Annotated in this window: 23 protein-coding genes and 1 pseudogene; 19 read left to right on the top strand and 5 right to left on the bottom strand. The window is 51.2% G+C overall.

All coding sequences use genetic code 11. From position 1 onward, the window contains the following. Nucleotides 1-11: 11 nt before the first annotated feature. A pseudogene (locus B9T62_RS27835) lies at nucleotides 12-305 on the bottom strand (MerR family transcriptional regulator); the annotation flags it as partial. Nucleotides 306-554: 249 nt separating this feature from the next. On the opposite strand from B9T62_RS27835, the gene B9T62_RS27830 reads away from it, so the two are divergent. The 3 genes from B9T62_RS27830 to B9T62_RS27820 all read left to right on the top strand — a co-directional run bounded on the left by B9T62_RS27830 (nucleotide 555) and on the right by B9T62_RS27820 (nucleotide 3119). Then, the gene (locus B9T62_RS27830) at nucleotides 555-1643 is read left to right on the top strand and encodes a CHAP domain-containing protein (protein ID WP_245864096.1); all 1089 of its coding nucleotides are present in this window, start codon (nucleotides 555-557) and stop codon (nucleotides 1641-1643) included. 62 nt (nucleotides 1644-1705) lie between these two features. Continuing rightward, a complete protein-coding gene (locus B9T62_RS27825; RefSeq protein ID WP_087918244.1) occupies nucleotides 1706-2128 on the top strand; it encodes a GNAT family N-acetyltransferase in 423 nt (140 codons plus the stop codon). A 4-nt stretch (nucleotides 2129-2132) separates the two neighbouring features. Next, on the top strand, nucleotides 2133-3119 hold the full coding sequence (locus B9T62_RS27820; RefSeq protein WP_087918243.1) for a phosphotransferase enzyme family protein: 987 nt from the start codon (nucleotides 2133-2135) through the stop codon (nucleotides 3117-3119). On the opposite strand, the gene B9T62_RS27815 is transcribed toward B9T62_RS27820, so the two are convergent. The 3 genes from B9T62_RS27815 to B9T62_RS39540 all read right to left on the bottom strand — a co-directional run bounded on the left by B9T62_RS27815 (nucleotide 3085) and on the right by B9T62_RS39540 (nucleotide 4906). After that, nucleotides 3085-3594, bottom strand: a complete 510-nt coding sequence (locus B9T62_RS27815; RefSeq protein ID WP_342746202.1) for a cysteine hydrolase family protein — start codon at nucleotides 3592-3594, stop codon at nucleotides 3085-3087. The two genes, B9T62_RS27820 and B9T62_RS27815, sit on opposite strands and share 35 nt — an antisense overlap. A 66-nt stretch (nucleotides 3595-3660) precedes the next feature. Further along, the gene (locus B9T62_RS27810) at nucleotides 3661-4608 is read right to left on the bottom strand and encodes an SAM-dependent methyltransferase (RefSeq protein ID WP_087918241.1); all 948 of its coding nucleotides are present in this window, start codon (nucleotides 4606-4608) and stop codon (nucleotides 3661-3663) included. Nucleotides 4609-4738: 130 nt separating this feature from the next. After that, on the bottom strand, nucleotides 4739-4906 hold the full coding sequence (locus B9T62_RS39540; RefSeq protein ID WP_157794037.1) for a hypothetical protein: 168 nt from the start codon (nucleotides 4904-4906) through the stop codon (nucleotides 4739-4741). Between the two features lie 52 nt (nucleotides 4907-4958). Between B9T62_RS39540 and catA the strand changes: the two genes are divergently transcribed. The 15 genes from catA (at nucleotide 4959) to B9T62_RS27735 (ending at nucleotide 19214) form a co-directional block, all read left to right on the top strand. Next, a complete protein-coding gene (gene catA / locus B9T62_RS27805; RefSeq protein ID WP_087918240.1) occupies nucleotides 4959-5618 on the top strand; it encodes a type A chloramphenicol O-acetyltransferase in 660 nt (219 codons plus the stop codon). A gap of 215 nt (nucleotides 5619-5833) precedes the next feature. Further along, the gene (locus B9T62_RS27800; protein WP_169834443.1) at nucleotides 5834-6553 is read left to right on the top strand and encodes a hypothetical protein; all 720 of its coding nucleotides are present in this window, start codon (nucleotides 5834-5836) and stop codon (nucleotides 6551-6553) included. Nucleotides 6554-6706: 153 nt separating this feature from the next. Next, nucleotides 6707-7285 (top strand): RNA 2'-phosphotransferase, encoded by a 579-nt coding sequence (locus tag B9T62_RS27795; RefSeq protein WP_087918238.1) that lies wholly within the window; start codon nucleotides 6707-6709, stop codon nucleotides 7283-7285. Nucleotides 7286-7511: 226 nt separating this feature from the next. Next, nucleotides 7512-7658 (top strand): hypothetical protein, encoded by a 147-nt coding sequence (locus B9T62_RS39535; RefSeq protein ID WP_157794036.1) that lies wholly within the window; start codon nucleotides 7512-7514, stop codon nucleotides 7656-7658. Between the two features lie 89 nt (nucleotides 7659-7747). Then, on the top strand, nucleotides 7748-8539 hold the full coding sequence (locus B9T62_RS27790; protein WP_087920458.1) for a TatD family hydrolase: 792 nt from the start codon (nucleotides 7748-7750) through the stop codon (nucleotides 8537-8539). 164 nt (nucleotides 8540-8703) lie between these two features. Further along, nucleotides 8704-8826 (top strand): hypothetical protein, encoded by a 123-nt coding sequence (locus B9T62_RS41345; RefSeq protein ID WP_281257646.1) that lies wholly within the window; start codon nucleotides 8704-8706, stop codon nucleotides 8824-8826. Nucleotides 8827-9004: 178 nt separating this feature from the next. After that, the gene (locus tag B9T62_RS27780; RefSeq protein WP_087918236.1) at nucleotides 9005-9655 is read left to right on the top strand and encodes an alpha/beta hydrolase; all 651 of its coding nucleotides are present in this window, start codon (nucleotides 9005-9007) and stop codon (nucleotides 9653-9655) included. 1122 nt (nucleotides 9656-10777) lie between these two features. Then, nucleotides 10778-11731, top strand: coding sequence for an aldo/keto reductase (locus B9T62_RS27770; RefSeq protein WP_087918234.1), 954 nt, complete (start codon nucleotides 10778-10780; stop codon nucleotides 11729-11731). Between the two features lie 40 nt (nucleotides 11732-11771). Then, nucleotides 11772-11981, top strand: a complete 210-nt coding sequence (locus tag B9T62_RS27765; protein ID WP_087918233.1) for a helix-turn-helix domain-containing protein — start codon at nucleotides 11772-11774, stop codon at nucleotides 11979-11981. 185 nt (nucleotides 11982-12166) lie between these two features. Beyond that, the gene (gene hflK / locus B9T62_RS27760) at nucleotides 12167-13219 is read left to right on the top strand and encodes an FtsH protease activity modulator HflK (RefSeq protein WP_087920457.1); all 1053 of its coding nucleotides are present in this window, start codon (nucleotides 12167-12169) and stop codon (nucleotides 13217-13219) included. Next, entirely contained in the window at nucleotides 13216-14082 is an 867-nt protein-coding gene (gene hflC / locus B9T62_RS27755) for a protease modulator HflC (protein ID WP_087918232.1), read from the top strand. Before hflK ends, hflC begins: the two co-directional genes overlap by 4 nt. 812 nt (nucleotides 14083-14894) lie before the next feature. Next, nucleotides 14895-15599 carry a response regulator transcription factor gene (locus tag B9T62_RS27750; RefSeq protein WP_087918231.1) on the top strand — a complete coding sequence of 235 codons (705 nt, stop codon included), beginning with the start codon at nucleotides 14895-14897 and terminating at the stop codon, nucleotides 15597-15599. Next, nucleotides 15596-16969: a sensor histidine kinase gene (locus B9T62_RS27745; RefSeq protein WP_087918230.1), complete on the top strand. Its 1374-nt coding sequence runs from the start codon at nucleotides 15596-15598 to the stop codon at nucleotides 16967-16969. Before B9T62_RS27750 ends, B9T62_RS27745 begins: the two co-directional genes overlap by 4 nt. 46 nt (nucleotides 16970-17015) lie before the next feature. Continuing rightward, nucleotides 17016-17750: a PepSY domain-containing protein gene (locus B9T62_RS27740; protein ID WP_087918229.1), complete on the top strand. Its 735-nt coding sequence runs from the start codon at nucleotides 17016-17018 to the stop codon at nucleotides 17748-17750. Between the two features lie 852 nt (nucleotides 17751-18602). Further along, the gene (locus tag B9T62_RS27735; protein ID WP_087918228.1) at nucleotides 18603-19214 is read left to right on the top strand and encodes a PepSY domain-containing protein; all 612 of its coding nucleotides are present in this window, start codon (nucleotides 18603-18605) and stop codon (nucleotides 19212-19214) included. Between the two features lie 161 nt (nucleotides 19215-19375). Here B9T62_RS27735 and B9T62_RS27730 read toward each other — a convergent pair whose 3' ends face one another. Then, nucleotides 19376-20185, bottom strand: a complete 810-nt coding sequence (locus B9T62_RS27730; RefSeq protein WP_087918227.1) for an AraC family transcriptional regulator — start codon at nucleotides 20183-20185, stop codon at nucleotides 19376-19378. Nucleotides 20186-20318: 133 nt separating this feature from the next. On the opposite strand from B9T62_RS27730, the gene lacZ reads away from it, so the two are divergent. Further along, nucleotides 20319-23465 (top strand): beta-galactosidase, LacZ type, encoded by a 3147-nt coding sequence (lacZ, locus tag B9T62_RS27725; protein WP_087918226.1) that lies wholly within the window; start codon nucleotides 20319-20321, stop codon nucleotides 23463-23465. Nucleotides 23466-24137 lie beyond the last annotated feature (672 nt).

Genomic DNA, 24137 nt, shown 5'->3' with positions numbered 1-24137 from the left:
CACCAAGTAAATTATATCCACTTATGAGTGTTCAGGAAGCCGGAGTTTCCCGCTATTTGATTTTCTATATTTTTCTTGTGACCTTGAAGCATTCCGTACAATTCAGGAAACTCTGCCAGGTTATCGTCATAGGAGAGATGCAAATACGGCTTCATATCATAGAGTGACAAGCCTGCTTTTTTCAAACATATAATGAACTTGATTGAATTAATATCTTCTGAACGGTATACACGATGACCATTTTCCTTTCGTTCCGCACGTGGCAGCAGGCCGATTTTCTCATAATATCTTATGGTATCTTCGGTTAATCCGGTCTGCTACGAAGTTTGTTTAATAGTAAATCTGTTGACTTCACTCATTATTTTCATCACATACTTTCTTATCTGTTTAAGTCAATTGTATAACTTGGAGCTTACTCCAAGTCAAGTAAGGTAGTTCACTTATAGATGTCATAACTATCTTCTTGAACAAGTGATGTATTACAATAAGGTTGGGTTATTTTACCGAACAAGCTATTTTTAATAAAAATTGTATAAGAGAGGCGAAGACTCACAGTGAGTGAACAAACGGCAACAAAAGCAAATCAGCGGCTTGATAGTGTTCGTGTACTTGTTCAAGAAATGATCATGTCCATGGTTAACGCACTCCAGAGACAGGAAGCGTGTGTTCAGCTGTACGGGGTGTCCACCTTAGCCTCCATGCTCGCTATGAAGAGAGAACAAAATCAGGAATTGGCAGCGATTACAGGATTACTTCACAATTATTATTTCTATAGAACCGGAATTCGTGAATTTCCTGGTCCCAACAGTGCCGAGACGGTAAGACCTCTGTTAACCCATCTGAATATTTTTACGGAAGAAGAGCAGATCACAATCCTAAAGGCCATCTTCTATCATGAGGACAGAAGCAGGGTTCAGGGTCCGTATGAAGAAATCGTCAAGGATGCTTATGTGCTGCAGATGTATTTCCAGAATAATAACAGTGGTAGGTTAACGCAGCAGGATGCTGGCAGACTCCGCAATGTGTTTCGTGAATTAGCGATTCCAGGGGAGCTTTCGGACAAGAAGCATTACAGTGACAAGAGGGCGATTCTCCAGCACCCGAACAGACGCAGCAAGTTGGCTGAGATTGCAGAAGCACTCGGGAGAGAGAAGATCATTGGCATTCCGGGAGACGAACGATATCGGGAAATCTGTACATATTGGCCTGATCAAGGGATCTATAAAGTATTACAGAGCAATTGGTGTGCTGCGTTCGTGTATCACTGCTGTATGCAAGCTGGATTTCAATTGCCGATTCGGTACCCGAATGGTATGTATCGGCTGGCTGGGGTAGGGGCATGGTTAGAGTGGGCACAGTTACCTGAAACCGGGTTCTTTTATGGCGATGGGCAGAATGGGTTTATTCCTCAACGTGGAGATATCGTGATCTACGATCAACTGTTATCCGATGACTCCCATGATCACACAGGTATTGTTTTGGCATGCGGAGACAAAGAAATCTTGATTGCAGAAGGAAATCGGGATAATCAGAATTACTCCAGTGTGTTCTACAGGGATAGGTGGCATTGCATACTTGGCTATATCCGTATCGACAATGACTACCAATTTGATTATAACGGCGAATACATTCCTATTATTTAAGAAGGATTACCTTGTTTAGGGAAACAAACCGTGTATACATAAAAGTAAAAGGAGTAACCGACATGAGAATCGTTGCCGCAACGGATTCGGACTATGAGTTCATTAGAGAACATGACCATCATATTGCCGAACATTTAATCCTGCCTAAAATTAGGGGGAATGAGATTTACATTTTACAGAATGAAGACGGAAGTATTATAGGGTGGATGCGTTACGGTTACTTTTGGGACAACACCCCTTTTCTGAATATGATTTGGATCGATGAAGCCTATCGAAGCAAGGGATTAGGTAAGGAGGCCGTTCTGTTCTGGGAAGATGAAATGAAGAAGCAGGGATTTCAAGGAGTTATGACCTCTACGATGGCCAATGAAGAGGCTCAGCACTTTTATAGAAGATTGGGTTATCGGGATGCAGGGTGTTTGCTGCTGGAGGATGAGCCGTTGGAAATCCTTCTTACTAAGACATTAGCTTCTAAAGGGGGATAAAGGTGTGGATTATATAACATTAGCCAAGGAAATTGTTTCATTGTATCCATTTGGCAGTCCGGATATCGAGTTCATTCGCCATAATGAAAATATCACTTTTAAGATAACTGATCCGTTAAATCGTAATTGCTATATATTGCGTATACATATGCCGGTCACCGATGGTTTTGCTGGTATACAGAATACTTTTGAGGGATTGCAGTCAGAAATGATTGTACTGAAGGAGCTTTATTCGAATAATGTAATTCATGTCCAAGAGCCAGTTAAGAATTGCATGGGTGATTATGTTACCGTATACAATTCCACCGAGTTTGACGTCCCTTGCTTAGCAACACTATTGACTTGGATGGAAGGGGCTACTCTATCCGTCGAAGAAGATGATATGGAAGCAGCTGCTTTCGCATTAGGAGAAGAACTTGCAGCGCTTCATGAATTTACTCGCAGTTATAAGCCAGTGGAGAAACTAAGTAGACCTGTATACGATGGAAACCGCATTGATTTTGCTATGGATGAGCTGCAGTGTGGTGTTGAACGTGCTTTATATAGTATGGAACAGTATGAAACCATCAAAGAAGTGCTTCAACTTGTCAAAAGACAATTAATTGAGCTGGATTCCCGGAAAAATTCTTGGGGGCTCATCCATGCAGATTTACAATTCGGTAATGTCATCATCCACAATGGACGGCTAGGATTAATCGATTTTAGTTTAAGTGGCTACAGCTATTATTTGTTCGATCTAGGCAGTGCTTCTTCTATGCTCCCTACCGAATGGAGAAAAACATTCTTAAATGGCTATTCGTCTAAAAGTTCATTTATTATGGATGATTTAAGGTACATTGAAGGTTTGATATTCATGGACATATTTATCAGCTATTGTTTTTTCATCCGAGACGATAATAGAAATGGGTGGATTAAAACCAATGCAGCTGAACTATGCGATACCTTGTGTAAGGATTTTATTCAGGGAAAATCCGTTTATTATTCACTCTAAATGATTGAACCATATATTCAACAACCGGGTAGGAGATCATATGCCGATCCTGGTAGAGGGAGATGATGGCCTCAGGTTTGGTGCTCAGAATGCCCTTTTGGAGAATGGCAACTGGGAAACCTCGCTCCACGGCACCGTTAGCGGTGAAGGTAACGCAATGTTCTGCGGCGAAGCCGGCAACGATGACGAAGTCGACCCCCTGGGCGCGAAGCTGCTCTTCCAGATCGGTTTTCCAGAAGGCATTGCTATATTCTTTGGCCACCTGCAGGTCCTGAGGCCCTACTGTAATCTGCGGAATGGTATGTCTGGCCTCCGGGTTGGTATCCTCGGTTGAACCTTCCATGTCATGAATATGGATGACCACCTGGTCTTGGGCACGAAGCAGCTCCGCTACATGATTAATGTACTCACAGGCTTCAGGAACCTGCAGTTTCTCCATCCGCTCTTGTAAGAACAGGTTCTGCATATCGACAATCAGTAATGCGATGGTTATGGCGCTCTCCTCCTTGGAAGTACAATGTTAGTTGTTGTGATAATGGGGCTAGCCCTGGGTCTTCCTTCTAAAAATATACACAGCATTCTCATCAGATGGAGGTAAAAGTAGCGCAGACAGGCGCTCACTCCGTTCCATGCTGAACTTGTCAGCGTTAGTATAGGCTGCGAAATCGCCGGTAACGGCAGCTTCACTTGTACCAAGCATGATATACAGGTCAACGGATGGTGTTCGGAACACATGCTTCTCATACGGATTACCCGGCACAGGCCAGGAGCATAGGACAGCTTCAGGACTGTATTTCTGGAGCGCAGCTTTGGCGTCGGCTTTCTCCACAGACTGAGGATAGGTGATGTAATGCTCCCAGCTGTAGTCGTCGGTTGCATGGCAGTCGATATTTTTTTGCTGCAAAAAGCGAGTCAGCGTGCCATCCCCGGCCGCGATTTCAAGGCATTTCTTATCTCCGAGCAGGGTGGAGAGCTCTTTAATTAACGCTTTGGAGTAGAAGCAGTAGATGCCTTTTTTATTCACGAGTGGCATTAGGATCTCTTTATGGGAGATTAACCGCCACCAGAACTTAAATAATCCCAATGACACGGGCTTTCTGTCAAAACCCTTGCGGAACAAAAGCTTCTGCAGAATGGTGCCATCCCACAGGTTGAAGCGTACACTGGTGGCAGGGCTTTTCGCAGAGACGGCAACATTTAATTGCTCCAGCAGATAAATCGCAAAGCGGGCTTTGATAATCTTGGGCAAAAACACATTGACGGTCGCTTCGTTTAAGCCGCTTTTACGAATTTTGCTGGTAGCCAGCTTCGCACTTGCCGTATAGCGGTCAATAATGGCATGAACGATGTTCGATTCCGTGTTGTTCTTAATCACACCAAGTTCCTGTAGTACCTCTTCCTGATATTCGGGATACTGCTGCAGCAAGGCTTCTACCTTAATTTCATTCGCCAAAATTCTCCGGGCCGTTTCGTTCGAGAAGGTTCGCATCTAATTCTCCAATAGTTTAGGATATATAGAACGTGGACTTAAGAATGTTACATACGGAGTTGCCTGGAAGCCCTATGCATCAGGCTTTCTGACAACTCCACTACTCCATTCTTAAGTTCATCTTATATAGCTAGTTTACCTTAAGCTTGCCAGGAATTAAATGAGGGATTTCAAGCAGCGAGTATTTTCCACAATCGTGGGCTTTTTTTGAGCTGTTATTTACGGATGATGACATAGATTGCGATGTTGGATAGTTTTTTGCTATACCTGACTTCGCCTGGTTCTCTTTCGTGATCATTAAGCAGACCTCCTAAAAAGAAAAATGCAATAATTTTAGGAGGTTATAATAAATGATTTTTAATCCGATTGTCATGGATAACTGGAGCAGAAAACCCTATTTCGAACATTATTTAAACAATGTCAGATGTACCTATAGCATGACTGCAAATATTGACATTACCCACCTACTGGCAGAAATCAAGAATAAGGTAGTTAAGTTGTACCCAGCCCTAATCCACATGATAACTACGGTGGTAAACCGCCACACTGAATTTCGCACCTGTCTTAATGCTGAAGGTAGATTAGGTTATTGGGACAGTTTGTCTCCTAGCTTTACAATTTTCCATGATGATGATAAGACTTTTTCAAGCATCTGGACGTTGTACGGTGAAGATTTTAATGATTTCTACAGTCGTTATCTTGATGATATGAGAAAGTACGGAAGTGTTAAACAATTTATTGCTAAAACAAACGAGCCAGCAAACACCTTCCCCATTTCAGGCATTCCGTGGGTCAGCTTCACGGGCTTTAACCTGAACGTCTATAACGAGGGAACCTATTTACTACCCATCTTTACAATCGGGAAATATTTTCAACATGACGGGAAGATACTGTTGCCATTATCGGGACAATTCCATCATGCCGTGTGCGACGGCTACCATGCCAGCCTGCTGTATAATGAGCTTCAAATACGTGCAGATACCTGTACGAAATGGTTGTCAAACAATTAATTGGCTACCGTATTCCGTTAACGGGAAAATAATAGTTCGATAAAACAGCGTCAGTCCAGGACTTTATTTTCTCGTCCATGGCTGACGCTGTTTCACATTTTTAGGGGTCAGTCTAACTCAAATTATTCTGGATTAACCGAAGAATGGTTCTTGCTTAGGTCCAGCGAGTATTTAAAACGTTGCACTGACTTATAGGGTTGGAGGGGAGCAGCTCAATGAAAAAACAAATTTTTTTATACCTATTGGTTAGTATAGGTCTACTCACAGGATGTCAGGAAAGAACTGACCCTGTTAACAACGTGGTAAATCAACAGACTGTTGATTCAGAGGCCGTAGCCATAACAGAAGTAGAAGATGATGACTCTGCAGGAATTGTGCCAGAGGGTTGGCATGTGCTGGAGCGGGTGGAAGGAGAACCTTCAACAGCAGAAGGTGACCTTAATCAGGACGGTATCCCGGACCTGGCGGCAGTGATTGAACAGGATCAGGATCAGTCCCAGGCTGAGGGGGAGGCTGCTCCACGGGCACTAGTTATCGCTTTTGGAAATAAAGCTCATGAATTTACCCGGTCGGTGATGGCACAGAAAGTGATGCTGCAAGCAGATGAGGGCGGTATATGGGGCGATCCATTTGAGCAGATTTCAATCAACCGTGGATCGGTGCTGGTCGACCACTATGGCGGAAGTAACTGGCGATGGTTCAGTACACACAGATTCAGATATCAGAACAAGGATTGGTATTTGATTGGATCGACCAATGGCTCGTATTTCACAGGGACAACAGCAGAAGAGAATGCCGACGTTGAAGATACCAACTGGCTGACCGGGGATTATGTATTGAGGACAACCGATGAGAACAACAAGTTGATCACGACTACAGGGAATCAGGGGAAGAAGGAATTGATAAAATTAGCAGATTATGATATTCGGGAGTAAGGTTATCAGATAATATTGAATACAGAGGCGGTTGCGGACTGGAATGAACAGAGGATGGTACAAGCAATCCGGATAGTGGAGACATTTGAGCACCAGGTACATATAGTAGAGGTTATTCGACCACGGTACTAACACAATATAAGGAGAACATTTATGAACAGTAAGGGAGAACAAAGCTTAAGTAAACTGCTAAGTCTGATGCTGCGCCATGCGCCGCAGGATTTCGGGCTCCGGCTTGACCCGGAGGACGGCTCCTGTGAGCTGGAGGACCTGCTGACTGCCGTTCGGTGCAGCCGTGGACAGTCGCAGACCACCGCTGAGGATATCCGCGAGGTCGTTCGGCGCTCGGATAAGCAGCGGTTCGAGATTCACGGCGCTGCGCCTGCGGAGCGCATCCGGGCGAGATATGGACACAGCTTCGGCAAGCTGGCCTATGATGCAGGCATGCCGCCAGCTGCACTGTACCATGGGACGAACCTTCATGCGCTGCCGAAGATTCTGGAGCAGGGGCTGCTGCCGATGGGGCGGAAATATGTGCATTTGTCCGGCGATACGCATTTCGCCGAGCTGGCGGGAAAACGCCGGGGCAAGCTGGTGATGCTGCGGATTGACACGGCAGCGGCTGCCCGGCAGGGGATTGTGTTCTACGATGCCGGGCATGATGTCTGGCTGGCCGAGCGGGTGCCGCCGCAAGTGCTTGCCGTAGACGAAACTTATGGCATTAATAGTTGATGTTGTGAAGGACTGACGGGAAGGACTTCGAGGCATGAATGCAAAGATTTCGCATGAAGGACTGCGGGAAGGACTTCGGGATATGAATGCGAAGATTTTGCATGAAGGACTGACGGGAAGGACTTCGAGGCATGAATGCGAAGATTTCGTATGAAGGACTGCGGGAAGGACTTCGGGATATGAATGCAAGATTTCGTATGAAGGACTGACGGAAGGACTTCGGGATATGAATGCGAAGATTTCGTATGAAGGACTGCGGGAAGGACTTCGGGATATGAATGCGAAGATTTTGTATGAAGGACTGCGGGAAGGACTTCGGGATATGAATGCAAGATTTCGTATGAAGGACTGCGGGAAGGACTTCGGGATATGAATGCGAAGATTTCGTATGAAGGACTGCGGGAAGGACTTCGGGATATGAATGCGAAGATTTCGTATGAAGGATCGACAGGAGGACAGAACATGAAGAAACAGACGATTGACATCGGTGTCAATCTGATGCACCGCTCCTTCGGCGAAGACCGTGAGCGGGTTGTGCAGGCGGCGGCCGACGCGGGCGTATCGCCGCTAATCCTTACGGGCACAAGCATCAGAAGCAGCGAAGCCGCTGCGAAGTATGCGGCGCAGTATCCGCGCAGACTCTACGCCACTGCGGGTGTACACCCGCATGATGTGAAGAGCTGTGATGCGCGGACCTTGCCCGCGCTGCGCCGCCTGGCAGCGCGGGAGGAGGTAGTGGCGATTGGCGAGTGCGGACTCGACTACAATCGCGATTTCTCGCCGCGCGAGCTGCAGCGCGACTGGTTCGGGCGGCAGCTGGAGCTGGCTGCGCAGCTGCGGCTCCCGCTGTTCCTGCACGAGCGCGACGCGCACGAGGACTTCGCGCGGATGCTGCGCGAAGGGAGGCCGGAGGCGCTGCCGGCGGTAGTGCACTGCTTCACCGGCAGTGAAGCCGAGCTGCACAGCTACCTGGAGCTGGGGCTGCACATCGGCATCACCGGCTGGATCTGCGATGAGCGCCGCGGCGGGCCGCTGCGCGAGGTGGTTCGCCACATCCCGCTGGAGCGGATGATGATCGAAACCGACGCGCCGTTCCTGACGCCGCGTGATCTGCGGCCGAAGCCAAAAGACGGCCGCAATGAACCTGCGTTCCTGCCGCATATTGCGCAGGTGATCGCCGAATGTATGGGTCTTGCTGCGGATGAAGTGATGGAGCGGACGACAGAAACGGCCAAGGCTTTTTTCAAAATATAAGGATGATAAGACAGGATAGTTAAATAGCGGAGATTGGAGCGATCCCCATGCAGATCTGCCGGAGGGTGCAGATATTTACAGATGATAACCGACAGGAAACGTCTGAGCATGAAGAGAGGAAGAGAAGGATAATAGTCAGTCTATATACTCCTGGGGCTGACTGGATGCCTGAGCAGGGGCCTGGGCTGAAGTATACAGCGTTATTTGAGCCCTGCCTGGAACAGGCGGTGGGCTTGCTTAAGGATATTGGAATGAACCTGGAGCTGCTGGAAGACTTGACTATATAAGATGAACTTAAGAATGGAGTAGTGGAGTTGCCAGAAAGCCTGAACCATAGGGCTTCCTGGCAACTCCGTATGTAACCTTCTTAAGTTCACGTTCTATACACCTATCCAACAGAATGCTTCAGCAGAAGCTTCGCATCCTGTCGTGATACTTACACCTGCGTTAGGCTTGGATCGGGACATGTATATGTATGCTATCGCGGCGTTGGTTAACGATGGTTTTGCCGTGATTACGGTCAGCGCGCCTTATGAAGCCATGTTTACAGTGCTGCCAACTGGTGAATTCCTGCACCAGTCTGAACAGATGCGGGAGGTGGAGAACAATTATCCGGCGCTGGGTAAACTAATAGATCTCCGAATCGAGGATTTGAAGTGGCTGCTGAACGCCATGGTCAAGTTGAATGCAGAATCCGGTATGCTGCAAGGCGTACTGGATCTGGAGCGGATCGCGCTCATTGGTCATTCACTAGGCGGCACGACGGCCGCTGTTCTGCTTGATCCGAGTATGGATTTGTTCAGAGCGGGGGAGACCGAGTGGAAACATACGCCCTCCGTGCTTGTACTGCAGCGGGATGCAGTTCATTTCGCCAGATTCAAGGAACTTTTTGGTGAAGAGGTAGTGTCCAAATACATAGAAACTGAAGAAATACTGGTTCGCAGACTGCAGGGCAAGGCATCACTGATAGAGGTGAAGGAAGCCAGTCATATGTCCTTTAGTGATCTGCCGCTGTTCGAAGCGGACCAGCCGCTAAGCGAGCAGACCGGCAGGATTCATGAGCGTATAAACGGCATGCTGCTGGATGTTCTTGAGCAGAACCTCAAAGGCCGCTGAACAGACTCAGTTACCGCAGTCCGCTGATACTACTGATATCGCTACAACAGATACTACCAATACCGCCAATGCCGCCAATACTACTGATACCACCGATACCGCTGCAACAGATACCACCACACTACAGATACTACCAATACCACCAATACTACCGATACCGCCAATACTACTGATACCACCGATACCGCTGCAACAGATACCACCACACTACAGATACTACCAATACCACCAATACTACCGATACCGCCAATACTACTGATACCACCGATATCGCTGCAACAGATACCACCACACTACAGATACTACCAATACCACCAATACTACCGATACCGCCAATACTACTGATACCACCGATATCGCTGCAACAGATATTACCAATACCACCAATACCACCAATACCAGCGATACCGCCAATACCGCCGCTACCCGAGCGAAAGCCTGCAAATCTGCAGGTTTTCAGACCGTTATTGACCTCGAAGAGGCAAAAACCTGCAAATCTGCAGTTTTTTGAGCAAGATTGGCTTCAGAGGTCGGTTCTTAAGCAAAATTCCTGTACATTTGCAGGTTTTGGTGCTGGGTGAGGAGATCTGCAGATAATTCCTGCAGATTTGCAGGTATTCACTCGGACTGATCTCCGAATCTGTAAAGTTGCATAAGAGCACCCCTACGCTGTCCATAAGAAACTAACAGTAAGCTGACTCTGTAAGTTAAACTCCATAAGGTGAACTCCATAAGGTGAACTCCATAAGCAGCCTGACTCTGTAAGTTAAACTTTATAAGGTGAACTCCATAAGCAGCCTGACTCTGTAAGTTAAACTCCATAAGGTGAACTCCATAAGCAGCCACCAATAAGCTGAACTCCATAAGCAGGCCGCACCTCAATACACTTGTGACCACCTAATCAGCGCTTACTCCACGCCGGGAAAAAGCACTGTTTGCTGATTCAACCAACCTAATCAGTTTATGGAGGGGTTCAGTTACGTCTGCGTCTGCGGCTGGCCTTCTGCTCAGCCTGGTATTTCTATTACTAGCATAACCATACTGTGGCTGCTGCTCCCAAGTCCGGGTAGAATGAAGACTACTACAGCAAGCCATCATCCAAGGAAAAGAGGAAACCATACCATGCAGACCAAACGATTGGGACAGGAAGGACTGGAAGTTTCAGCCCTTGGCCTGGGCACCATGATGATGCCGGACAACGAGGAGTCGGTTCGCACGCTTCAGGGAGCCCTTGATCTGGGAGTGACTTTATTTGATACCGCAGATATTTATGGCGAATTCGCACAGGGACGTTTCGGAGGCAATGAGAAGCTGGTGGGGCGGGCGCTGAAGGGGCGGCGTGATCAGGCGATTATCGCTACCAAATTTGGTGTGACGCATACCCAGGGACCGAAAGGCGACCCGGCTTATGTCAAAAAATCGGTTGATGCCAGCCTCTACAGCCTCGGACTGGATTACATCGACTTGTATTACCAGCATCGCCCTGATCCGGGCACGCCGATTGAAGAGACTATCGGCACGATGGCCGAGCTGGTCAAGGCGGGTAAGATCCGCTATATCGGCTTGTCCGAAGCCCCGGCAGACATTATCCGCCGTGCACATGCGGTGCATCCAATTGCTGCCGTCCAGACGGAATATTCACTGTGGAGCCGCGAGGTAGAGGATGAAATTCTGCCGCTGCTGAAGCAGCTGGGCATCGGTTTCGTACCTTACAGCCCGCTGGGCCGCGGATTCCTCACCGGCCAGATCAAGACATTTGAGGACCTGGCAGAGGACGATTACCGCCGCCATTATCCGCGTTTCCAGGGCGAGAACTTCGTCAAGAATTTGGAGGTGGTCAAGCTGATCGAACAGATGGCCGCGCAGAAGGGCTGCAGCATCTCCCAGCTCGCGCTGGCTTGGTTAATGGCACAAGGGGAAGACATTGTGCCAATTCCCGGTACCAAACGGCTGGAGCGGGTGCAGGAGAACCTCGGCGCGCTGGAGGTAGTGCTTACTCCGGCCGATCTTGCCGAGATCGAACGGATCTCGCCCAAAGGCATGGCTGCGGGAGGGCGTTTTCCCGGACGGGGATAGGAGGGAATGGCTGATCTAGCAGCACTGGCAATTAGCTGGAGTGCCAACTAATCGCCAATCTGAGAGTGGAATCCCTGCGATTGTGCGCGTAGGAACGACAGACTCGGTGCAGAGTATCGCGGAGCAGGTAGGCTATCTGTATCCGATGTCTTTTATTCGTGTGTTCAAGAAGCTGGAGGGCCTGACTCCGGGGGAATATCGCAAGGAACAGGAAGCATGTCAAATAGCTGCGCCGCCAACAGGAATGTAGGGGCTGACCGGTGGCAGAAGGCCCGGATCTGGAGGTGAAACCACATCCTGCGCAATAGAGAAATGCAGCAAAACCCAGCAAGCTTGACCAAAGTCGCAAAAGTTGCGACTTTTTTGTTTTTTTTACGTATATGATCCTCTATAGAGACTTAAATACGCAAAAAGGAGCGATGCATCTTGAATTTCATGAACGAGAATGGCAATAATCCAATGCGCGGGCGCAAGCTGCCGGAGCTGAAGCCGGGAATGTACAGGAAGATTGGAATGGGGGTAGCTGCCGCCATTGTGCTGATTTTTCTTGGCTCCTCTTCATTCTACACCGTGCAAGAGCAGGAACGTGCGGCGCTTCTGACGTTTGGCAAGTATACCAACGAGACCTCGGCAGGGCTGCATTTCAAATGGCCATATCCCATCCAGCAGGTGATCACGGTACCGGCGGAGCTGACCCAGCGGATACATATTGGGTATCGCCAGGAAGCGGACGGATCCGTTGCGGTTGAAGATGAAGATGAAGCGATGATGATTACGGGCGATGAGAACATCGTATCTGCTGATGCTGTAGTGCAGTGGAAGATCAGCAACATCCGCGATTATCTGTATAACATTGATGACCCGGACAAATTCCTGCGCAACTCGGCAAGCTCCTCGATCCGTGCGGTAATTGGTGCGGAGAAGCTGGATTATGCCATTACTGACGGTAAGACGGTGATTCAGGACAAGGTCAGAGTGCTGCTGGTCGACCTGCAGAAGAAATACAACACCGGCATCCAGATCATTGATATCAAATTCCAGGATATTGAGCCGCCAAGCGGTCAAGTGGAGGAAGCCTTCCGCGAGGTAACCAATGCCCGTGAAGAGAAGAATACGAAGATCAACAACGCCAAGAAATATGAGAACGATATCATTCCGAAGGCACGCGGGGAAGCGCAAGCGCTGCTGGAGAATGCCGAAGGGGAGAAGAAATCGCGTATCCTGAACGCGCAGGGGGATGTAGCCCAGTTTAATGCGATTTTTGCCGAATACAGCAACAATAAGAGTGTCACCGAGAGCCGGTTGATTCTGGAGACGCTGGAGACGATCATGCCTAATGCCAAAATCTTCATTACCAACTCCAATAGTGATACCGTAAATTATCTGCCGCTGAACGAGCTGATGCGCAGTGCTTCGGACAGTTCGCCTGCTCCGTCAGCTGCGGCTCCGCCTGCTTCGGCCGCGCCGCAAGGAGGAGATGCCCAATGAGAAAAAACCACTGGATTGCCCTGATATCATCCGTCGTTCTAGTTATCCTGCTTGCCGGTTCCATGTATATAGTGAAAGAAGGGGAATACAAGGTAGTCCTCCGTTTCGGTGAAGCGATGCGCGCCGTGGAAGAGCCTGGGCTGAAGCTGAAGATTCCTTTTATTGAGAATGTCTCGGAGCTCCCTAAGTATCAGATGACGTATGAAAGCTCGCCAACCAGCATCCTGACCAAGGACCAGAAGCCGATTGTGGTCGATAATTATACGGTCTGGAGAATTACCAACGCCTCGCAGTTCCTGAGAACCGTACAGTCGGTAGGCGGCGGCATTCAGCGCATTGATGAAGCGGTATATAACTCCGTGCGCCGCAAGCTGTCAGAGGTCAATTATGAGAATATTATCAGTGAGGACACCGGACGGGGCAATATCAACGATGAGATTACCAAAGACGTAATTGCCGCCTTGACCCGTGATAATTACGGGATTGAAGTGATTGATGTGCGGATCAAACGTACCGACCTGCCGGAAGAGAACAAACAAAGTGTCTACAACCGGATGATCTCGGACCGCCAGTCGATTGCCGCGCGGTATCTGTCCGAAGGTGACGAGGAATCCAAGAAAATCACCTCCAAGGCCGACCGTACCTCCACAGAACTGATGGCTCAGGCCGAAGCCGACGCGAAGAAGATTATTGCCGAAGGCGAAGGGGAAGCCGCCAAGATCTACAATCTGGCCTACGGCAAGGACCCTGAGTTCTACAGCTTCTACCGTACGCTGGAGAGTTATGTGACCACACTGAAGAATGAGCCGGTAATCATGATGCCGATTGATTCGCCTTATGCCAAAATATTGCTGGGGCAATAGCTTCATCTTGTACGGCTGATTTATGAGAAACACCAGCGGACGTAAGCAGTCTGCTGGTGTTTCTGTGTTTTAAGATAGTGATCGTGATTGGACTCATATTGGAAGAGGTTCCAATTATAGTAGTGGTATTCGTTACTACTTAGGTTCCAACGAGGATGTAGAAGGCTACATTAGAGCTTTCAGAGAAATTAGATGCAGATTCGGTTACTACTTAGGACCCCGCGAGACTCCAAGCCCTTGAACTAGGTAACCTGCATTCTAGCGGACCGTATAGCCCCTATTTCCTCCTATCTGCGATCTTTTGACGTCTTACGGACCGTATAGCCCCTAAGCCGTCAAAACAAGACCTAACCCAAGGTTGTTCTATGGTATAGAGGCTCCTGGGTCCGTTAATCCAGCAAAACGGCCTATGTACAGCAAATAGAGGCTCCTGAGTCCGCAACCGTCTGAAATCGAAGCGAGGGTTACGAGCGAAGAGGGCTAGGGAATCTAAGTAGTAACCAGATTCGCAACTAATTCGGTGGATTGGACTGATATGGCGATCAGCCGCGTAGTCTTTGATGCTCCAGCCTATGGGGACCCCTGGGTTGAGGAAAGTTATGGCCGATCAATCTTAGTATGAAGCAGCAGCATATCGAAACATAGACTATATCCTGTGGACCAGCGCTGCTTCTCGCGGCTTGCAAGCGAGTTGAAGTAGTCAGGTGGCCTGAACCGGCGGCTGTTCTTGCTGTCCTGTACTTTATGGTACTATGGTTGAAAGCTTAGTTTAACCAGGCTAAAACTTCTGCTGTACAGAAGGAGGAACCGATGTGCCGGAGACGATTCTGGTTGTTGAGGATGAAGAGAAAATCGCCCGTCTGCTGCAGATCGAGCTGGAATGCGAGGGCTACCGTGTGCTGAAGGCGGGCAACGGTTTGCAAGCGCTGGAGCTGTTTCAGGGCGGCGGGGTGGATCTGCTGCTGCTGGACGTGATGCTGCCCGGGATCAGTGGCATTGAGCTGCTGCGACGGGTGCGCCAGCATGATTCGAGAGTCGCTGTCCTGCTACTGACGGCCAAGGATTCCGTAGAGGACAAGGTGTCCGGGCTTGATCTGGGAGCCAATGATTATATTACGAAGCCGTTTCAGATCGAAGAACTGCTGGCCCGTATCCGCAGCGCACTGCGGCTGACGACGGCGTCAGCTGCGCAGCGAGCGGAGCCCGGGGCGCAGGGGCTGCTGATGGCGGACAATCTGAGCTTAAACGAATCCACCCGCGAGGTGGTGAGGGGTGGCACGAACATAGAGCTGACCCCACGGGAGTTCGATCTGCTGGTCTATCTGCTGCGGAATCAGCGCCAGGTGCTGAGCCGGGACCAGATTATGGCGGCGGTCTGGGGCTATGATTATGTGGGCGAAACCAATGTGGTGGATGTCTATATCCGTTATGTCCGCAAAAAGATCAACCAGGGTGAGCAGCCGGAGCTGATTCATACCGTCCGGGGGATCGGGTATGTCCTGAAGGATGCTCCATGAAGCTGCGTACCCGAATCCATCTGTACTCCAGTGTGCTGTTCGCCGTGCTGCTTGTGCTGATGAATCTGGCGATTTACTTCATGTTCAGCCGGCTCTCGATGAACAGTCAGCTGGAGCAGGCTGAAGCGGAGGGCAGCCAGATTGCCGCCGGTATGCACAGTGCGGCGGCTGCTGCGGATGTGGCCGACCTGCTGCGGGCCTATGTTCCGGCGGATGGCATGATCCGGCTGCTGTCCGAGGATGGGAGCGGCCCGGCCCCGGTTACCTCGGCTTCGGAGCAGGCGATCAGCCGCTTGCCGGCGGTATATGACGTACATGTCCGCAGCAGTATTCTTCATGAGGGGGGCCGCACCTATGCTTCGGTGTCTACTCCGGTGATCTGGGCAGACGGCAGCGTCAGGAATGTCCAGCTGACCAAAAGCCTGGAGCATACCGTCGGCACTTTGAACGTGCTGCGGGTGGTGCTGGCTGTGGCTACGCTTGTGGCGTTGCTGCCCCTGGTGCTGTCCAGCCGCCTGCTGGCCGGAATTATTATGAAGCCGATTGTGCAGATGACACAGACGATGCAAGGGATCAAACGAAGCGGCAGATTCACCAGACTGGAGCTGGATGACAAGTCCCGCGATGAGCTAGTCGAGATGGGCCAGACCTTCAATGAGATGATCGCTCTGCTGGAGAGCAATTATCTGAAGCAGGAGAAGTTCGTGTCCGATGCTTCGCACGAGCTTCGAACTCCGCTGACGGTAATTGAGAGCTATGCCAGCCTGCTGAAGCGGCGGGGTCTGGAGCATCCGGAGCTGTTCGAGGAATCGGTGGAAGCGATCCATTCGGAAGCCATCCGCATGAAGGAGCTGACCGAGCAGCTGCTGCTGCTCGCCCGGCACAAGGACCACTGGAATCTGTCGCTGGCTGCGGTTGATCTGGAGGAGCTGGCTGAAGGCTCTGCCCGGGCCTTCCGGTATGCGTATGGCCGGGAAGTCGCCGTCAGCGTCAGCCCCGGCGGGGTGGCACATGGCTACAGCGACGAGGCCAAGCTGAAGCAGCTGCTGTTCATCTTTCTGGACAATGCACGCAAGTACAGTGATGGGGAGATTTCGCTTACGCTGGCAAGCGCAGGCCCGGAATGCGTGATTACGATCGCGGACCGGGGCATCGGTATTCCGAAGGCGGAGCTGCCGAAGGTTTTTGATCGCTTCTACCGGGTCGATGAAGCCCGTGGGCGCAAGCAGGGCGGTGCCGGACTCGGCCTGTCGCTGGCAGCGGAGATTGCCGAAGCCATCGGCGCACAGCTGGAGCTGGACAGCGTGGAAGGGCTGGGTACAACGGTGAAGATCAGGATTGCGGCAGCAGAGAGCGGGGGAGCACTATGAGGAACAGCGGAAGGGACATTACGGTGGCAGATAGTGGTGAGGCAGCATGAAGAAGAAGGCTATGTATATTTCGGCTGCTGTTGTACTGCTGGTGCTGCTGGTAAGCGGACTGCTGCTGAAGCAGCGGGACGGAGCGTCCGCGCAGCAGCTAAGCGCTGCGGAAGCTTCGCAGGTGCTGCTCAGGCAGTATCCCGGCGAGGTGCTGAGCCTGCACCTGCGGGAGCGCGGTTACCTGGCCCGGCTGAGGACGGACCAGGGACTCTACGAGCTGCAGCTGGATGCTGCTTCAGGCGAGGTGGAGTCGATCGTCCGGCTGGAGCTGCCGGACGGGAGTTCCCCGGCGCAGCCGGCCGGGTCCGCCGAGCCGGGGACCGCTGTGCCCGGTGCGTCCGGGCCGCCCGGGGCGACGCCTTCCGGCGGGCCGGAGGGCACCCCGGCAGCGTCCGCAACCGCCGGACCGAAGCCCACGCCTGCGGGCGGCGGGAATCCGGGGCAGGCTTCGGCCTTGCCCGGCCGGTCCGCCTCTCCGGCTCCGGCAGCAACCTCCTCGCCGGACCCGACTGCCCGGCGGGTCATTACGGAAGCCGAAGCAGTTAGGCTTGCTCTGCGGGAGGTCCCGGGGGAGAGCGATGATGTCGATACCGGCCGGGACCGCTCAGGTCCTTTTTATCTGATCGAGGTGAATGCCACCGACGGCCGGGAGGCTGTGGTCCAGGTGAATGCGACCTCCGGCGCAATCATGTCCGTATCCTGGGAAGCGGACGACGATGATAATACATGAGTACAATAGCGCCGGGTTTAGTTACTACTTAGCTCTCATTAGGTCTCACGAGGATTTAGAATGCTCCCCAAAGAGCTTTCAGAGAAATTAGATGCGAAAGTGCATCTAATTTCAGCTGAAACTCATGTTATGGGCAAATAGGTGCGAATCTGCAACTATTTTCGAGGAAAACGTTTGTTTAACGCTCAAAACTCGAGATTAGATGCGTATTCGCACTTATTTGCTCCAAAACAGAAAAAATCGGTGAATTAGGTGCGTTTTCGCACTTAAATTGCTGGCTGGACTAAGCTGGTGCTCAAGAAATCACATCTTGGATGCTCCTATCTTATGGAGTCCTATGCAGCAATCCGTTTCGCAACTATATCTGTGAATTCGACTACTGAGACGGGCATGGAGCTAAGTCTTTGATGCTCTTATCCTACGGAGGCCTACTAAGTAGTAACCGGGTTTGCAGCTTAGCTGGTGAGTAAGATAGCTGAGTTCTGATGTAACTTATAGAGGTGTTGCGCTATGTGCGGAAGCCCGCCACAACGAACTATAGGGAGTTTTGAACACTAATGTTGCCGTGCACCGTGATTGTTGCATGTTATAGGGAATGGTGACCGTTAATCTCACACATTTGCTCTAAAAAGCTGTTTAGCGGAGGTTTTAACGATCTTTTTTCCCTATAACCTTTGTTGGATGCTGAGGTTGTGAAGATTAACGATAGAAATTTCCTATAATTCTCGTAACCCCCTTTCTTTGAGCTTTCTCATCAAATTCTAATCTTCCTCTTGCTTGGTTCTCAGAATCGTTCGTTATATTTATAGCATAGAAGACGAGATGCAAGAATGAATGAGGAGGAGATTAGACATGAATATGAGAACAAAAATGTGGGGCGGGGCTATAGCAGCTGCGGTTCTGGTGACGGGCGGCAGCGTGTACGGCATCAGTACGGTGCAGGGTGCACCTGCGGGAACGCCAAACAACCAGACTAGCCAGCAGAAGGCCGTGATTGGTTTCGCTAAGGCGGAGCAGCTGGCGCTGAAGGAAGCGCAGGGCGTTGTGGAGAGCATCGAGCTGGAAGGCAGAGCCGGCAGCAAACGTTATGAAGTGGAGATTGAGCAGGCCAACCGCGATGTCGATGTGCTGATTGATGCTTATACAGGAAAGACGCTGAAGGTAAGAAACGATGATGACCGTGATCATGACAACAGATCCGTCAACAGTACCACTGCGGGTCAGAACAGCGGGGCTAAGGTGATTGGGGCAGGAGCAGCATCCGCTGCTGCCGCCAAAGCTGCCACGGGCACGGTGACCGAGGTGAATCTGGACCGTGACGACGGGGAACTGCTGTATGAGGTTGAACTGCAGGACGGCAGAACTTCTACGGAAGTGGGCGTGGATGCTTTTACTGGCAAGGTAGTATACGTGGATGCGGATCATGACGACGATGACGATGATTACGATGGTGATAATGATTAAGTAATTGATGAGTTGGACAGACACTGCTTTAACCTAAAAAAAGCTATCCCATGCCACTTCTCAGGGCTGCGGGGTGGCTTTTTTAAGTATATATGAAAGCCAGGTTTCACCTGATCCTGGATTGTTCTGGATTGTGGGCGATTCCCTATGCTGTTCCTGCCTCAGCCTCTAAGCCCGTGCAGGCGCATGAATTGTTCAGGGGTCATGCCCTCCTGGCGTTTGAAGTTGGTGATGAAGTAGCTGGAGCTGCTGAAGCCTACATCCGAGGCGATATCTTCGATCTTCCGCAGCGGGGAGTGGTACATCAGCTGCTTGCTGCGGTTGATCCGTTCGCGGTTGACATAGGCAATCGGACGCATATTCATCGTTTTTTGGAACAAATTACAGAGATGCTGTTCGCTCACGCTGATGCACTCCGCTAGCTCCTGGAGCGTTAATGTACGGTGAATATGCTCCTGGATATGCCGGATCACGGGCTGAATCCTGCGGTACAGCGGTTCGGCGGCGGCCAGCGGAGCAGACACAGTTGTGACCAGATCGAGAAAAAAACTGTACGCCAGCTTCGAGCATTCCGTCCCGGTACGGGGATCGCCGCTCTGGGCCGTCGCAATGATGCCTTCAAGCGCTTCCTGCATGCGTCCGGCATCGGTTACATTATATACGCTGCTGCTGAACAGTCCTGACCACTGAAACAGCAGCTGAGAATGGGTGCCTCCGATCGACAGCCAATACAGCTCCCACGGCTCGGCAAGCGCACGGTAGGAATGGGGCACGCCTGGGTAGAGGCTAAAGCACTGGCCTGCTTTAACTGTGGAGGTGCGTTCACCTACGGTAAGCTCGCCTTCACCAGAGACGACATAGAACCACTGGAGGAAGGGGAAGCCGTCCGGCCGCCGCATCGTGTCCTGATGATCCCAGTGTCCGATGCTGGTTACATAGATGGGCAGCCGGGCTTCATTCTCGGTAACCATGGGGAACAAGGAAATATCGATATGGACCCACTCACCTTCAAATATTGATATTGGCTGTAATAATATCTGATTTCATTTGACTTTTGATCAGTCTATACTAAGAATATCATTATATCAATAGGAGGAATCCCTCATGAAACCAACGAAACTTGTCTACTCGGCGCCGAGTAATGGATATCCGGAATGGAACAATAACCCGGAGCTGTTTCAGATTAACCGCATGGCGGCCCATGCTGTTACCCTGCCCTATGATTCACTGGAGCAAGTGCTGGACGGTGATTTGACAGCGTCATCATCATACCTGTCCCTCAATAGCATCTGGAAATTTGCCTGGGCACGCAACGCGGAGGAACGTATCCGTGATTTCTACCGCCCGGACTTTGATATAAGCAACTGGGCGGATATGCCTGTGCCCTCGCACTGGCAGCTGGAAGGCTATGATTATCCGCAATATACGAATGTGAATTATCCGTGGATCAAGGCTGAGCCGGAGCTGAAGGCACCTTTTGCTCCGACCGGGTATAATCCGGTGGGCTCTTATGTGCGCAGCTTCAGCATTCCCGAAGCGTGGGCAGGACAGCCGGTATTCCTCAGCTTCCAGGGGGTTGAATCGGCGTTCTACGTATGGGTGAATGGAGAGCTGGTTGGCTACAGCGAGGATACCTATACACCTGCTGATTTCGATATCACTCCTTATCTGCAGGAGGGGGAGAACAAGCTGGCGGTGGAGGTCTACCGCTGGTGCGACGGCAGTTGGCTGGAGGATCAGGATTTCTGGCGGATGAGCGGAATTATCCGCGATGTCTATCTCTATACTTCACCCGAGGTAAGACTGTACGATTATTTCGTCAACACGGATCTGGATGATAATTACGAGCATGCCAAGCTAAGACTACGCACCAAGCTGGTCAATGAGACCGATGGCAAGGATGCCGGGCAGCTGACGGTGCAGGCACAGCTGTATGATCAGCTGCGCCAGCCGGTGCTGGGAGAGCCGCTTACCCTGAAGGCAGCCCTTGGAGCGGCGGATGAGCTTACGCTGGAGGAAGCGGTGGATGTGCGCAGTCCGCTGAAATGGAGCGCGGAGCAGCCCAACCTGTACACACTTGTGATTACACTGCTGGATGAAGCGGGCAAGGTGATTCAGCGTACGGGCTGCCGGATCGGATTCCGCAAGTTTGAGATCAAGGATGGGCTGATGCAGATCAACGGCAAACGGATTCTTTTCCAAGGCGTGAACCGTCATGAGTTCTCCTGTGACTCCGGCCGGGCCTTGTCCTATGAGCACACCAGCGACATGCTGCGTGATGTGCAGCTGATGAAGAGCCATAATATCAACGCCGTGCGGACATCGCATTACCCGAACCATCCCAAATGGTATGATCTCTGCAATGAATACGGCCTCTACGTGATCGATGAGACCAATCTGGAGACGCACGGCAGCTGGACCTATGGCCAGCAGGAACTGGGCGATGCGATTCCGGGCAGCAAGCCGGAGTGGACGGCCAATGTGCTGGACCGCGCCAACTCGATGTTCCAGCGCGACAAGAATCACCCGTCGATCGTAATCTGGTCACTGGGGAATGAGTCATTCGGTGGGGACAACTTTATCCAAATGCATGAATTCTTCCGTGAGCAGGACCCGTCCAGAGTTGTTCATTATGAAGGGGCCTTTCACTGGCGGGCCTCGGACGCGTCGTCTGATATCGAGAGCCATATGTATACGCCGCCGCACAAGGTGGAGGAATATGCCCGCAATGCGCCGAAGAAGCCGTTTATTCTCTGCGAATACAGCCATGCCATGGGCAATTCCTGCGGTGGACTGAAGGAGTATTGGCAGTTGTTTCATAAATATCCGATCCTGCAAGGCGGTTTTATCTGGGATTGGGTAGACCAGGCGATCCGCAGACAAACCGAGGACGGGCAGACGATCATGGCCTACGGCGGTGACTTTGGGGAGGATGTGCATGACGGCAACTTCTGTGGGAACGGGCTGATTTTTGCTGACCGGACGATTTCGCCCAAGCTGTATGAGGTCAAGAAATGCTATGAGAGTGTAACCATCACTACGGAGGATGTCTTCGGCGGAAAGTTCAATATCCAGAACAACTATCTGTTCACCAATCTGGATGAATTCGAAATCGAATGGGAACTGCTGTGCAGCGGGGAAAGTGCCGGTGTGGGCCGCCTGCCGATAGCAGGTGAACCTGGAGAGACGTCAGTCATTGATATTTCGGGTATCTATCCGGCAGCGCGTAAAGCAGGGGAAGAGTGGATTCTGACGCTCCGGCTGGCCAAGCTGAATGCGGCTGCCTGGGAGAAGGAGCTGAGCAGCGAGGTCGCGTTCGAGCAGTTTGTATTGCTGCTGCCGGTTGCTGGCGGGGATGCTGAGGCAGATGAACCGGAAACAGCGGCGCCGCTGACTCTGGAGAGAAGTGCCGCAACGCTTACGATCAGCGGAGCCGGATTCTCCGCAGGCTTCAGCACAGTTACCGGCTTGCTGGAATCCTACAGCAGTGCAGGCCGGGAGCTGCTGCAAGCGCCGGTGGTACCGAACTTCTGGCGGGCGACCACGGATAATGACCGCGGCAATCACCTGCCGGAGCGCGCTGCGGCTTGGCGGGCAGCAAGCCTGGAACGGCAGCTGCTGGATTTCAGCGCGGAACAGGTTGGGGATGAGGCCGTGCGGGTAACGGCGGAGTTCGCTTTCCCGGCCGCACCGGGCAGCCAGTGTACACTCGTGTATGAGATCCGCCGGAATGGGGAGATGGAGTCCCGGATGGCTTTTGCCCCGGGAGAAGGTCTGCCGGAGCTGCCTGAGATCGGCGTGCGTCTGGAGCTGGCGCCGGAGCTTGACCGGCTGAGCTGGTATGGCAGAGGCCCGTTCGAGAGCTACTGGGACCGTAAGGGCGGCGCTGCGATCGGGCGCTATGAAGGCCTGGTGCGGGATCAAATGGTGCCTTACCTGCGCCCGCAGGAATGCGGAAACAAGACGGAAGTCCGGTCTGCCGATATTGTGGATGCCCAGGGAAGCGGGCTGCGGATTGCAGGCCTGCCATTGGTGGAGCTGAACGTGCTGCCGTACACGCCTTTTGAGCTGGAGGAGTATACTCATCCGCATCTGCTGCCTGAATCCGCCCACACCTCTGTGCGCATCAACGCGGCGCAAATGGGAGTTGGCGGCAATGACAGCTGGGGGGCGCTGACGTTGCCAGAATATACGCTGTATGCCAATCGTGTATATCAGCTGGCGTTTACGCTGCAGCGCTGTGGCCTGTAATCAGGTTTTGAAGTAAAATGTGAAGTGGTGTGTGAAGTAAATTATGATGTAGTTTGTAAAGTGAATTATGGTGCCCCGCTGCCTGGAGGCTTCCCTGCAGCGGGGCTTTTTGCGTTGGCTAACGGCGCATGGAACCTCTACATTCTGCTCGGCTGCGTTGAAATAACGCAATATTTCCTTCCTCTGTGGTGCCGCACAGCGACATAGGGCCTTAGTATTATAGCAAACCTGCAAATGTGCAGGTTTTTTGCCTGAATTGGCGGCTCAGGAGGGCTAAACCTGCAAATGTGCAGGTATTTATGCGGCAAAGCCATTGCAGAGTAAGATTAGCGCTAAAAAACTGCACATTTGCAGGTAGTTGAAGCCAATAGCTTCGAATCCGGCGAAAACCTGTATATTTGCAGGAATACGAGCTTAGTAAGATATACGTCCAAGCGGGAGTGGAGAAATTAGCTGCTATATAAGATGAGCTTAAGAATGGAGTAGTGGGGTTGTCAGAAAGCCTGATGCTTAGGGCTTCCTGGCAACTCCGTATGTAACATTCTTAAGTTCACGTTCTATAATCGCTCGAAAACGATCCATACCCGCTGGGTGCACACACTAGAGTCGCTCGATAGCTATCCCACTACACCGGCATAAGTTACTTCAATTACAGTAGCTGTATTATCAGAC

This window comes from Paenibacillus donghaensis, assembly GCF_002192415.1.
Lineage (GTDB): Bacteria > Bacillota > Bacilli > Paenibacillales > Paenibacillaceae > Paenibacillus_AQ > Paenibacillus_AQ donghaensis.
The sequence above is the reverse complement of the archived record's forward strand: the minus strand, read 5'-3'. Positions and strand labels throughout refer to the sequence as shown.